The organism is Streptomyces sp. Ag109_O5-1 (genome assembly GCF_003814875.1).
Lineage (GTDB): Bacteria > Actinomycetota > Actinomycetes > Streptomycetales > Streptomycetaceae > Streptomyces > Streptomyces sasae.
The window spans coordinates 5,714,058-5,726,541 of the sequence record NZ_RKQF01000001.1 but is presented as its reverse complement, the minus strand read 5'-3'; the positions used below and the strand labels follow the sequence as shown (position 1 = coordinate 5,726,541).

At 72.3% G+C, this 12,484-nt stretch carries 11 protein-coding genes; 9 read left to right on the top strand and 2 right to left on the bottom strand.

All coding sequences use genetic code 11. The features are described 5' to 3' along the window. The first annotated feature begins 216 nt into the window (after nucleotides 1-216). The 8 genes from EDD90_RS25750 (at nucleotide 217) to EDD90_RS25715 (ending at nucleotide 9,173) form a co-directional block, all read left to right on the top strand. On the top strand, nucleotides 217-1,092 hold the full coding sequence (locus EDD90_RS25750) for an alpha/beta hydrolase (RefSeq protein ID WP_123975412.1): 876 nt from the start codon (nucleotides 217-219) through the stop codon (nucleotides 1,090-1,092). Between the two features lie 503 nt (nucleotides 1,093-1,595). Then, entirely contained in the window at nucleotides 1,596-2,513 is a 918-nt protein-coding gene (locus EDD90_RS25745) for an alpha/beta hydrolase family protein (protein WP_260328057.1), read from the top strand. A gap of 91 nt (nucleotides 2,514-2,604) precedes the next feature. Continuing rightward, the gene (locus tag EDD90_RS25740) at nucleotides 2,605-3,822 is read left to right on the top strand and encodes an acyltransferase (protein WP_123981625.1); all 1,218 of its coding nucleotides are present in this window, start codon (nucleotides 2,605-2,607) and stop codon (nucleotides 3,820-3,822) included. Further along, nucleotides 3,815-5,287: a sensor histidine kinase gene (locus EDD90_RS25735; RefSeq protein ID WP_123975410.1), complete on the top strand. Its 1,473-nt coding sequence runs from the start codon at nucleotides 3,815-3,817 to the stop codon at nucleotides 5,285-5,287. Before EDD90_RS25740 ends, EDD90_RS25735 begins: the two co-directional genes overlap by 8 nt. After that, nucleotides 5,268-5,975: a response regulator transcription factor gene (locus EDD90_RS25730; protein WP_123975409.1), complete on the top strand. Its 708-nt coding sequence runs from the start codon at nucleotides 5,268-5,270 to the stop codon at nucleotides 5,973-5,975. Before EDD90_RS25735 ends, EDD90_RS25730 begins: the two co-directional genes overlap by 20 nt. A 131-nt stretch (nucleotides 5,976-6,106) precedes the next feature. Then, nucleotides 6,107-7,474: a sensor histidine kinase gene (locus EDD90_RS25725; RefSeq protein ID WP_185149219.1), complete on the top strand. Its 1,368-nt coding sequence runs from the start codon at nucleotides 6,107-6,109 to the stop codon at nucleotides 7,472-7,474. Further along, on the top strand, nucleotides 7,471-8,136 hold the full coding sequence (locus EDD90_RS25720; RefSeq protein WP_123975408.1) for a response regulator transcription factor: 666 nt from the start codon (nucleotides 7,471-7,473) through the stop codon (nucleotides 8,134-8,136). Before EDD90_RS25725 ends, EDD90_RS25720 begins: the two co-directional genes overlap by 4 nt. A gap of 239 nt (nucleotides 8,137-8,375) precedes the next feature. After that, nucleotides 8,376-9,173 carry an MHYT domain-containing protein gene (locus EDD90_RS25715; protein WP_123975407.1) on the top strand — a complete coding sequence of 266 codons (798 nt, stop codon included), beginning with the start codon at nucleotides 8,376-8,378 and terminating at the stop codon, nucleotides 9,171-9,173. Here the strand turns inward: EDD90_RS25715 and EDD90_RS25710 are convergent. Together EDD90_RS25710 and EDD90_RS25705 are read right to left on the bottom strand one after the other, a co-directional pair. After that, nucleotides 9,161-10,390 (bottom strand): MFS transporter, encoded by a 1,230-nt coding sequence (locus tag EDD90_RS25710; RefSeq protein WP_123975406.1) that lies wholly within the window; start codon nucleotides 10,388-10,390, stop codon nucleotides 9,161-9,163. The genes EDD90_RS25715 and EDD90_RS25710 overlap by 13 nt on opposite strands. Nucleotides 10,391-10,393: 3 nt before the next feature. Continuing rightward, nucleotides 10,394-11,134 (bottom strand): GntR family transcriptional regulator, encoded by a 741-nt coding sequence (locus EDD90_RS25705; RefSeq protein ID WP_123975405.1) that lies wholly within the window; start codon nucleotides 11,132-11,134, stop codon nucleotides 10,394-10,396. Between the two features lie 146 nt (nucleotides 11,135-11,280). Between EDD90_RS25705 and EDD90_RS25700 the strand changes: the two genes are divergently transcribed. Further along, nucleotides 11,281-12,483 (top strand): cytochrome P450, encoded by a 1,203-nt coding sequence (locus EDD90_RS25700; RefSeq protein WP_123975404.1) that lies wholly within the window; start codon nucleotides 11,281-11,283, stop codon nucleotides 12,481-12,483. Nucleotide 12,484: the final 1 nt, after the last annotated feature.

Genomic DNA, 12,484 nt, shown 5'->3' with positions numbered 1-12,484 from the left:
AACGACGGGCGACATGACGACATAGCGATCCCAGTGTGGGGGCCGGGACGGTACAGAACCGTTTAATCCTCACCGTGCGTGACATCCGCGTGTCCCCGCACGTCACCGGCCTGATACCGTCCCGGCCAACGGCCGTGTTCCCCACCTGGTCCGCCAAAGTCTCCCCCAGTGCCGAAAGCCTGGGAGGTACCCCCATCGCCGTTGAGAGGTTGGAGCATGCCGGACGACGCCGCAGCAGCACGGGCCGCCGCCGAGGAGGAGTCGGCCTTCTCGCACCCGCATGTCGCGCCCGACGCCACGGCGGCCTACGGCGACCATCCCGACCAGGTGATCGACTTCTACGCCCCGCGCATCGAGGAGCCGCTGGCTCCGCTCGTGGTGGTCCTGCACGGCGGGGCGTGGCGTGCGCCGTACGACCGCGGTCACATCACCCCCTTCGCCGACTACCTGGCCCGGCGCGGTTTCGCGGTGGCCAACGTGGAGTACCGGCGCGGCGCGACGCTGCCCGCACAGGGCGGTACGGCACCTGTGGCGGGCCGCTGGCCGGACACCTTCGACGACGTGGCGGCCGCGCTGGACGCGCTGCCGGGTCTGGCCCGCGAGGCACTGCCCCAGGCGGACCTCCGCCGCATGGTCCTCACCGGCCACTCGGCGGGCGGCCACCTGGCCCTGTGGGCGGCGGCACGGCATGTCCTGCCCGCCGACGCCGCGTGGCGCATCCCCGCCCCGGCGCAGTTGCGCGGTGTCGTGGCGCTGGCCCCGATCGCGGACTTCGCGATGGCGGAGAAGCTGGACGTCTGCGGCAACGCGGCGCTCCAACTCCTGGGTGGAGAAGCCAAGTTCACCGAACGCCAGCGCTACGCGGACCCCGCGCTCCTGCTCCCCACGGGCATCGCGACCACCTTGGTCCAGGGCCGCGCGGACGAGGTCGTCCCGCAGGCGGTCGCCGAGGCCTACGCGGACGCGGCGGCCAAGGCGGGCGAGGTGGTGGGCCTGACCCTGCTGGAGGAGGTCGGCCACTTCCCCCTGATCGACCCGGCGGCGGACGCGTGCGCGGTGGCGGCGGAGGAGATCGCGCAGCTGGCGTGGTGAGGACCCGCCCCTGAGCCTCCCGCCCCGGCATACCCGTAGTACCTGAGAGCTACCTCCCAGGTGAGTCCCCTGGCGGGACGCGAACGACACGGCCCGCTCCGTAATTTTCCCGATCAGACAAGCCCGATGGCCGGGCGAACTGAACGGGGAGGGCCGCCATGGCGGGTGCGACGGGGGAGCGGGAGAGGACTGCCGGGGGGCCGGACGGGACGGGCGGCTTGGGGCGGCGGGTTCCCCGGAAGCACGGTGGCTGCGGGCAATCGTGCCTCGCCCAGTGCCTTAAGGGCCCGGGAGGTGCCCCCAGTGACGGCACGGACGGGCGCAGCGGCACCCCGCCGGCGCGGGCGAGCGAAACCCCCTGCGCCGGCCGCACCGGCCTCGCAGCACCAGCGCCGCCGAGCGACCCCCACCCCACTGACGCGAACCCCGCGTTCCAAGCACCGGCACCCCCACCCCGCCACCGCTGGCGCCGCACCGCCCTCGCCGCCCTTCTCACCGCCGCCGTGGTCCTCCCCCTCTCCGCAGCCACCCGGCCCCAGATCCCCGCCCCGCCCCCTGCCCGCCTCCCCGCCCCGCTCACCGCGGCCACCCTCACCACCGCCTACCGGGCCAACCGCGAGAACGCCGCCGAAGCCGCCCGCATGGCCGCCGCCCACGGCGATGTTTCGCGCGCCGCCGCCGACCGCACCCTCGCGTCCCCCGCCCGCCGCCTGCTCCACTTCGACGCCCGCGGCACCGGCCAGGCCACCGAGGTCCTGGGCGACCTGGCGCAAGCCACCCGCGTCGCCGTCCTCGTCCCCGGCTCGGACACCACCCTCGACACCTACGCCCGCTTCCACACCGCGGCCGAGGCCCTGTACCGACGCCTCACCCACGACCGGCCACACACACCGACCGCCGTCGTCGCCTGGCTCGGCTACAAGACCCCGGCGACGATCAGCACCACGGTCCTCACCCCGGGCCGCGCCGGCCAAGCGGCCCCACACCTGAGGGAGTTGATCCGCGAACTCCGCACCCTCACCGCCCCCGAGCCGGCGGCGATCTCCCTCCTCTGCCATTCCTACGGCACGGTCGTCTGCGCCGGCACCGCCCCCACCCTCACCGGCCTCGGTGTCACCGACATCGCCCTGGTCGGCAGCCCCGGCACCGGCGCCGCCTCGGCCGCCGCCCTGCACACATCCGCCCGCCTCTGGGCGGCCCGAGGAGCTGGCGACTGGATAGCCGATGTCCCGCACATCGAGGCGGATCTCTTCGGCACGACCGTCGGCTTCGGGCCCGACCCCGTGTCCCCGCGCTTCGGCGCCCGCGTCTTCGCGGCAGGCCCCGGCGGCCACAGCGACTACTTCACCCCGGGCTCGGTGTCCCTGGCCAACCTCGCCCGGATCGTCCTCGGCGAGACGACGGAGGTCAGCCGTGCGTAAGCCGCCTCCGCTTCGTCTCTCCGACCGCATACGACACCTCTTTGACCCCGTACGGCACCTCCCCGACCGCACCCGGCATCTCGCCCGCCGCATGGACACCGCCACCCCGCCCGACCGCGACCGTGCCGTGGACGCCCTCCGTGCGTTCGCCATCCTCGGCGTGGTCCTCGGCCACTGGCTGGTCACGGCGCTGGTGGCGGACGGCGGCAGGCTGCACACCGACAGCCCCCTCCAGCACCTGCCCCGGCTGGCCCCGATCTCCTGGGTGTTCCAGACCCTCGCCGTGTTCTTCCTGGTCGGCGGCCATGTGGCAACCCGCGGTTACACCGCGGCCCAGGCCAAGGGCATCCCCTACCGCCGCTGGCTGACGGCCCGGCTGTCCCGCCTTTTCAAACCGGTGGCCGCACTCCTCACCCTCTGGACGATCGCGACCACCGCCCTGCTGCTCTCCGGCACCGATGTCACCACCGTCCACACCCTCGCCAAACTCGCCCTGTCCCCCCTCTGGTTCCTGCTGGTCTTCGCGGCGCTGACGGCGGCGACCCCTCTTGTCACCCGGCTCAACCCCCTGTGGCCGCTGGCCGTCGTCCTCCACGTGGACCTTCTCCGTTTCGGCTTCGGCGCCCCGCCCGCCATCGGCTGGGTGAACCTGGCGGCGGGCTGGCTGGTGCCGTACACCCTGGGCGCCGCCTGGACCCGTGGCGAACTGGACGGCCCACGCGTCGGCTGGGTCCTGTTCACCGGCGGTACGGCGGCGACGGCCGGGCTCATAGCCTGCGCGGGTTACCCGGCCTCGATGGTCGGCGTCCCGGGCGCGTCCGTCTCCAACCTCAACCCGCCCACCCTGGCCGCCGTCACCTTCGGCCTTGCGCAGTGCGGCCTGGCCCTGCTGCTGCGCGAGCGGCTGCGCCGCACCATGCGACGGCCCATGGCCTGGGCGGCGGTGGCCTTCGTGAACCTCTCCGCCATGACGATCTTCCTCTGGCACCAGACGGCCCTGATGGCGACCACGGCCACCGGCCTCCTGCTCGGCCGCCTCCCCGGCCTCCACACCTCCCCCGACCACATCGGCTGGGCCGCTGCCCGCCTGCTCTGGCTCCCGGCCTTCGCCCTGACCCTCGCCGTCTGCTGGGCTGCGTTCCACACCTACGAGCACCCCGGCACCCCACGCCGCTCCCGCTCCCGCACCCGCACCCGCACCCGCACCCGTACGCGCACGCACACCCGGTCCCGCGCCGGACGTTCACGCATCGTCAGAACGCACCGCTCGTCCGATCGGGCGACACCGACGGGAGCCCGCCATGTCTAGGCTGATCGATGTGACGGAGACGGGGACCCGGCGGGCGGAGTGGTCCGACCGCGTGCCGCGCGTGCTGCGGATACTCCGCGACGACCTGTGGACCGTCCGTTCCGACCCGCTGCCCCCCTCCGTCTGGCTGCGCTGGCTGCCGCACGGAGTGCTCTGCCTGGCGGCGTTCGTCATCACGATCGGCGGCATCGCCCAGCTCCTGGACAACGGGCATCTCGGTTCCGGGCTCGGCTTGCCGCTCGGGTGCGCGCCGGGCGGCGCCGTGGTCCTCGCGATGTGGCGGCCCGTCCCGGCATGGTGGCTCTCGACCGGGGCCATGCTGGTGGGCGCCATCGCTCTGCACGGCCGGCTGGGCATGACGGCTGACGCCCCCTTCACCTGGCCCTGGACCGTCGCCGGGATCTTCGCGCACCTGCTGGTCCTGCTGCTGCTCACGCTGCGGGTCCGCGCTCGCGCGGCCGTGGCGGCACTGGCCGTGACCGTACTGGTCACCTGGCTCCTCGACGGCGTCTGGGGTGCGCCGCCGCACGAGTCCACCTCGGTGGTCACCATCGTCCTGGCCACGATCGTCGTGGCGCTCGGTACCGCGCTGCGCGGCCGCCGCGAGGCGCGCATGGAACTCGGCCGTCAGGCCTCGCTCACCGAGGAGGAGCGGGCCCGGCGCACCCTCCTGGAGGAGCGCAGCCGGATCGCCCGCGAACTGCACGACGTGGTCGCCCACCACATGTCGGTCATCTCCATCCAGGCCCAGGTCGCTCCACACCTTGTGGAAAACCCGTCGGACGAGCTCAAGGAGAACCTGGACGGCATCCGGCAGAACGCGCTGGAGGCGCTCACCGAACTGCGCAGAGTGCTGGGCGTGCTGCGCTCGGAGAGCCCCGACGCGGACGCGTCCGAGGACGCCGGCGCCGGCCCGCACAGCCCGCAGCCGACCCTGGACCGGCTGGACGCGCTGGTCGAGAACACCAGGGCGGCCGGTCTGACCGTGACCACCCGGATCGACGGGGACCGCCGCCAACTGCCCTCCGGTGTGGAGCTGTCGGCGTACCGGATCGTCCAGGAGGCGCTGAGCAACGTCCTGCGGCACGCGCCGGGTGCCACCGCCCATGTCGCGATCGAGTACGTCCCCTACGGGCTGCTGGTGTCCGTCAGGAACTCGCGGCCGACCCGGCCCGCCCCGGCGTCGCCGGGTGCCGGGCACGGTCTGCTCGGCATGCGGGAGCGTGCGGCGATGCTCGGCGGCGCGCTGACGGCGGAGTCCGGGCCGGACGGCGGCTACCGGGTCTTCGCACGCCTCCCCGTGACCGTCCCGGCCACCGGCCTGGACACCCTCCGGGCCACCGCTCCCACCGCCCGAACCGCCCGCACCGGCTCCGGCCCCGGTGCCACCGACGGGACCGACGACCCTGACGCCCCCGACGTGATCGACCCGAAGGACGCCCCGCATGACGAGCATCAGCAGTGACAACAGCAGGATCAGCGGCAGCCCCGTCCGCGTGGTCATCGCCGACGACCAGCAGATGGTCCGGCAGGGCTTCACCGTGCTGCTGAACGCCCAGCCGGGCATCGAGGTGGTCGGCCAGGCGGTGGACGGGCTGGACGCGGTGGTCCAGGTCGCCGAACTCACCCCGGACGTCGTTCTCATGGACATCCGCATGCCCGAGCTCGGCGGCATCGAGGCCACCCGCCGCATCGTCGGCGAGCACCCGGACATCAAGGTGCTGGTGCTCACCACCTTCGACCTGGACGAGTACGTGTACGAGGCGTTGCGGGCCGGCGCGTCCGGATTCCTGCTCAAGGACGCGTCCGCGGACAAGCTCGCCGAGGCGGTCCGGGTGGTGGCGGCCGGCGACGCGCTGCTGGCGCCCGGTATCACCCGGCGGCTGATCGCCCAGTTCTCCCAGCTGGACGGCGGCAGGGTGCGCGCTCCGCTGAAGACGCGCGTCGGCGAGCTGACCGAGCGGGAGACGGAGGTCCTCGCGCTGATCGCGCAGGGCCTGTCGAACGCGGAGATCGCCGAGCGGCTGGTGGTCGCTGAGCAGACCGTGAAGACCCATGTGGGCCGCATCCTGGTGAAGCTGGGCCTCCGGGACCGCACCCAGGCGGCGGTGTTCGCGTACGAGTCGGGGCTGGTACGGCCCTCCGGTTACTGACCGGCCGTCCGCTCGTCCGCTCGTCCGCTCGTCCGCTCGTCCCTTCGTCCCCGTAGTACCTGAGAGGGATGCCCAAGGACCCTTCTCACAGGTGACGACGGTGACCCGGCCCTCCGCCTACGGTCGTGTACGTGACCGAGACGACCCACACGCAGTCGATGCCACCGGAGCCACCGGACGGCGCGTTCGAGCCGTACAAGCCGCGCAGTCCGGAGTTCCGGGCGGCGATGGACGCCCTGCGCGGCCTGCGGCAGGAGCTGTTCCACGACGCCTTCGCCTACCGTCCGCTGCCCCGGGCGAGCACCGACGGCCGGTTCGCCCGCCGGCTCCCCGGCCCGCTGAGGGAGTACGCGGCCTGGGGACCGCACGCCCTGATCGGCGCGGCCGGCCTTGTCGCGATGCTCATCGCCTCGGACAGCTTCAACGGCGCCGCGGTGAACCTGGTGCTCGGCCTGCTCGCCCTGGTCCCGGTCCTGCTGACCATGGTGCGGCCCGTCGGCGCGTTCTGGCTGTCGATGGCGGCGACCCCGGTCGCGGCCGCCCTGGGGAGCGAATGGGACACCGAGTGGCCCTGGCTGCCCGGCAGCTTGGCCTGCCACCTGATCGTGCTCACCGTCGTGGCGATACGCACCAGGCCGCGCACGGCGGCATGGATGTGGGTGCTGACTGCGGTGTACGGCGTCGCGGCGGAGACGGTCTTCCGCGGCGGCCACTACTTCGGCTCCGACACCATGGAGCTGCTCTTCCTCTCGGCGCTGTCCCTGCTCGGCGTGACCGTCCGGCACATCCGCAGCGAGGCCCGGCAGGAGGTGACCGCCCAGCAGACGGTGACCGCGCACGAGCGTTCCCGGCGCACCCTGCTGGAGGAGCGCACGACGATCGCCCGTGAACTGCACGACGTGGTGGCCCACCACATGTCGGTGGTCGCCATCCAGGCGGAGGCGGCCCCCTACCGGGTCGAGAACCCGCCGCCGGAGCTGGAGAAGGCGTTCGTCACGATCCGCGAGAACGCGGTGGCGGCGCTCACCGAGCTGCGCCGTGTCCTGGGTGTGGTCCGGGCCGAGGACTACGAGGCCCCGGACGCCCCGCAGCCCACCCTCGCCGACCTGGACGCCCTGCTCGCCAATGTGCGGGAGGCGGGCCTGACCGTCGACAAGGGGATGACCGGCGCGGTCCGTGAACTCCCGCAGGGCGTGGAGCTGTCGGCGTACCGCATCGTCCAGGAGGCGCTGAGCAACACCCTGCGTCATGCGCCGGGCGCGAGCGCCAGAGTCGAGATCGGCTATGTCATCGGCGGCCTGGGCCTGCGCATAGTCAACGATCCGCCGCCCAGGACCGCGCTGCTCAAGCCGTCCCCCGGCGCCGGTCACGGCATCACGGGCATGCGGGAGCGGGTCTCGATGCTGAACGGTGAGATGACGGCGGCCCCGACGGCCGAGGGGGGCTATGAGGTGACGGTGTTCCTGCCGGCCGTCACCGCGGCCGAAGGTGACGCATGACCATCCGTGTACTGATCGCGGACGACCAGATGATGGTGCGCGAGGGCTTCTCGGTGCTGCTGAACGCGATGCCGGGCATCGAGGTCGTCGGTGAGGCGGTCAACGGCCGTGAGGCGGTGGACCGCGTCCGTGAACTGAGCCCCGACGTGGTCCTGATGGACATCCGTATGCCCGAGCTGAACGGCATCGAGGCGACCCGGGAGATCGTGGCCGCCGACAGCACGGCGAAGGTCCTGGTCCTCACCACCTTCGACCTGGACGAGTACGTCTACCAGGCCCTGCGCGCGGGAGCCTCCGGCTTCCTCCTCAAGGATGCCTCGGCCCGCCAACTGGCGGACGGCGTACGGGTGGTGGCCTCGGGTGAGGCCCTGCTGGCCCCGTCGGTCACCAAGCGCCTGATCACGGAGTTCTCGAAGCTCTCCGACACACCGCGCCTGATGTCCACGGCCCACGCGGCCTACGGCGACCTCACCGACCGCGAGACGGAGGTCCTGATCCTCATCGCCCACGGCCTCTCCAACGCGGAGATGGCCGAGCGTCTGGTGGTGGCCGAGTCGACGATCAAGACCCATGTCAGCCGGATCCTGGTGAAGCTCGGCCTACGGGACCGCACCCAGGCGGCGGTGTTCGCGTACGAGGCACGGCTGGTGACGCCGGGGTAGCGCACATGCCCAGAGCACAGTCGTTGTTGCGTTTCGGTCGCGAGCGGTACAGGTGTGGACACGGTGTGCTCTGGTTGTGTTTGAATGGTGAAGGAATCAGCCAGATGGCTTGTTTCACCCATCTGTCGGCTCCCCTTTCACCCGGCTTTCGTCCTTTTTTGATCACCCCCGTCCCCACGGCGCCCGCTTCCCCACGGGCGCCGCTGTCGTCCCCGTTTCGCGTGAAGAAAGTTGCCGCGATGACCGCTGAGGTGTCCGAGTTCCACTACGGCCTGATCACCCCGATAGCCGCGTATCTGATGGCGTTTCTGGGTTCCGTGCTGGCCCTGCGCTGCACGACCCGTTCGATAGGCCGCGGGCGCGGTGAGAGGAAACTGGGCTGGCTCGCCCTGGGCGCGGTCTCCCTCGGCTGCGGCATCTGGACCATGCACTTCATCGCGATGATCGGGTTCAGCGTGGACGGCGCGTCGGTGAGCTACGACGCCGGCCGGACGCTGCTGAGCCTCTTCGTCTGCATCGCGGTGGTCGCCGTCGGCGTCTTCCTGGTCGGCTACCGGGGTTCGGGCCCCGTCACCCTGGGCACCGCGGGCGTCATCACCGGCCTCGGGGTGGCGGCGATGCACTACCTCGGCATGGCCGCGGTGCACACCGCCGGCGCCGTGCACTACGACACCACGGTCGTCGTCCTCTCCGTGGTGATCGCCGTGGTCGCCGCGACCGCCGCGCTCTGGGCGGCGGTGTCGATCAGCGCGGTGTGGGCGACCATCGGAGCCGCCCTGGTGATGGGTGCGGCCGTCTCGACCATGCACTACACCGGCATGGCCGCGGTGAGCGTCCACGTGGCCCAGATGCAGACCGGCGGCCAGTCCTCGACGAGCCTGCTGTCCTTCCTCCTGGTCATGCTGGCCGGCCCGGTGGCGGCCCTGATCCTGGCGGGCGCGATCGTCATGTTCGACCCCGAGGTGGTGGGCGGCCAACGCGACTGGCACCCCACGGACCACCCCGAGCCTGTGGGAAGCCGGCCTTACACGTCGTGACCGCGCAGCGCTGACAGGGCGTTCGGCAGGACGCTCAGTGTCATTCCGGCCGCGCCGATCCACAGCGTGGCCGCCACACCGAACGCCGAGCCCGAGGCGCCGCCGAGGAGTCCGCCGAGCGGGATGCCGCCCCAGGAGACGAAGCGGGCCGTGGCGTTCGTCCGGCCGAGGAGCCGGTCCGGGGTGAGGGCCTGCTGAAGGCTCGACTGCGCGACCACCCGGACCACCCCGCCCAGGGAGAGCGCAGCGAGGCCGGTCGCGGCCACGACCATGGTCCACCCCGGCCGCGCCAACGGCATCAGTGCGGTCAGCGGGCAAGTGACCAGCGGGGCCAGCCAGATGACCGGCCCCTGCCCGAGCCACGCGGAGACCCTGACAGCCAGCAGTGCCCCCAGCAGCGCACCGCACCCCATCCCCGACAGGACGAGGCCGATACCGAAGGGCGAAAGCCCCATCGCCCGCTCCAGGTGGACCAGCAGCATGGTCTGGTACATGACGAGGGAGAGGTTGAACATCGCGTCGCCCAGGATCATCGCGCGCAGGGCGGGATGCCCGAGGGCGAATCTCAGGCCTTCCGCGATGTCCCGGCCCAGTCGGCTGTGTCCGCCCGGCTCCGGCTTCTCCTCCCCTCCGCGGATGCTGATGGCGAGCAGAGCCGACAGGGCCATCCCCAGCGAACTCGCCAGGAGTGTGGCGGGGGCGCCGACCCCGCCCACCAGCGGTCCCGCCAGCGCCGGGCCGCCGATGCTGGTCACCGAGCGGATCGCCGAGAGTTTCGCGTTGCCCTCGACCAGACGGCCGCGGCCCACCAGGTGCGGCAGATAACTGACGTAGGCGACATCGAAGAAGACGGTCAGCACGCCGTGCGCCAGGGCCACGGCGTAGAGCCATCGCAGGGTGAGCAGGCCCGCCCGCCAGGCCACCGGCACCGTCACCAGGAACAGTGCCCTGGCGAGGTCGGCGGCGATCATCACCGGCCGCTTCCGCAGGCGGTCCACCCAGGCGCCCGCCGGCAGCCCCACCAGGAGGGAGCCGGCCGTGGTCAGTGCGGTCAGCAGACCGACCTGGAACGCGTCGGCGTCGAGCGACACGATCGCGACCAGCGGCAACGCCAGGAAGATGATGCGGTCGCCGAGCTGGCCGAGTGCCGTGGCGGCGAAGAGACGGCCGAAGTCCGGGTCGCGCAGGAGGCCGGAGGACAGGGGAGGGCGGCTCATCGGCTACCGCTCCACCGCGAACTCGTAGACGACCTCCCGGCGGACGTCCGGAATGACGATGTCGGCGGTCTCGACGGGACGCCCGCCGGTGTCGTGAATGGTCCGCTCGATCCGGAGCACGAGGTCCCCGACCGGGATACCCAGCAGGTTCGCCTGTGCCCGCGTGGCGCGGGCCGGGCGGGGCAGTTCGACCACCGTCCCGACGTGCACGCCGATGGAGCGCATGCGCTCGACGACCCCCTTTCCGGCCAGCGGCCCGCGCTCGGGCAGCACGATCGGGGTGCCGCCGGTGATGGCCAACGGCTCCCAGGACTCGGAGAGCTGCACCGGCTGACCGCCCGCGAGGAACTCGTAGTGCGTGCGGACGCAGAGGTCTCCGGGGGAGACGCCGAGCCGTTCGGCGATGTCCTCCGGAGCCGGGACCCGCACCTCGCTGTGGGCGTCCCAGGCACCCGCCCGGCCCCGCTCGGTCAGGGCGGCGAGCGAGCCTTCGCGGCGCCGGGAACGGACCATCCGCAGCCGCTCGCGCGGGACCCGGACATACGTACCCGAGCCCGCCCGCCCTTCGAGCAGCCCTTCGGCGACCAGCAGGTCCACGGCCCGCTGTACGACGTTGCGGCCGACGCCGTACTCCTCGGCGAGCCGGGCCCGGGACGGCAGCCGCCCCCCGACCCGCCACTCGCCCGCGCCGATCCGCGCACGCAGCACCCCGGCCACGGTCAGATAGGGGGCCTCTCGGGACATGCGCGGCGCTCCGCTCTCTCGCTGCTCTCTCGCTTCGGACGGAGTCGGCAAGTTACTGCGCCCGCGGAAAGCTGATGCAGCAGCAATACGTTCCGTAGGACGGTCACCCCTGGTCAGAAGGGGGACCGGCGGTCTAACGTCCGTCCATGGCAGCCTTCGACCCCTGGGACCCGGACTTCCTCGCCGACCCGTACCCCGCCTACGCCGAGCTCCGCGCCGGGGGCCGGGTGCAGTACTTCGAGCCCACGAACCAGTGGCTCGTCCCGCACCACGCCGACGTCTCGGCGCTGCTGCGGGACCGGCGGCTGGGGCGGACGTACCAGCACAGGTTCACGCACGAGGACTTCGGGCGGACCGCACCCCCGCCGGAGCACGAGCCGTTCCACACGCTCAACGACCACGGCATGCTCGACCTCGAACCCCCGGACCACACCCGCATCCGCCGCCTGGTGTCGAAGGCGTTCACCCCGCGCACGGTCGAGCGGCTCAAGCCGTACGTGGCGAAACTCGCCGGTGAGCTGGTGGACGGCCTGGTCGAAGCGGGCGGCGGGGATCTTCTCAAGGACGTCGCCGAACCCCTCCCCGTCGCCGTCATCGCCGAGATGCTGGGCATCCCGGAGGCGGACCGGGCCCCGCTGCGCCCCTGGTCGGCGGACATCTGCGGGATGTACGAGCTGAACCCGTCCGAGGAGACGGCCGCGCGGGCGGTGCGCGCGAGCGTCGAGTTCTCCGAGTACCTGCTGGAGCTGATTGCCGAGCGGCGCGCGGAGCCGGGCGACGACCTGGTCTCCGGGCTCATCGAAGCGCACGACGAGGGCGACCGGCTCACCGAGCAGGAGATGATCTCCACCGCCGTCCTGCTCCTCAACGCCGGCCACGAGGCGACCGTCAACGCCACGGTCAACGGCTGGTACGCCCTCTTCCGCAACCCCGCCCAGCTCGCCGCCCTGCGCGCCGACCACTCCCTGGTCCCCACCGCGATCGAGGAGCTGATGCGCTACGACACCCCGCTCCAGCTCTTCGAACGCTGGGTGCTGGACGAGGTCGAGATCGACGGGACGACGATCCCGCGCGGTGCCGAGATCGCCATGCTCTTCGGCTCCGCCAACCACGACCCGGCCGTCTTCCGCGATCCCGGACACCTCGACCTCACCCGCGGCGACAACCCGCACATCTCCTTCAGCGCCGGCATCCACTACTGCATCGGCGCCCCGCTCGCCCGTATCGAACTGGCCGCCTCCATGACGGCGTTGCTGGAACGGGCCCCGACGCTGAGCCTGGCGGCGGAGCCGGAGCGCAAGCCGAACTTCGTGATCCGCGGGCTGGAGGGGCTGCGCGTGGCGCTGTGAC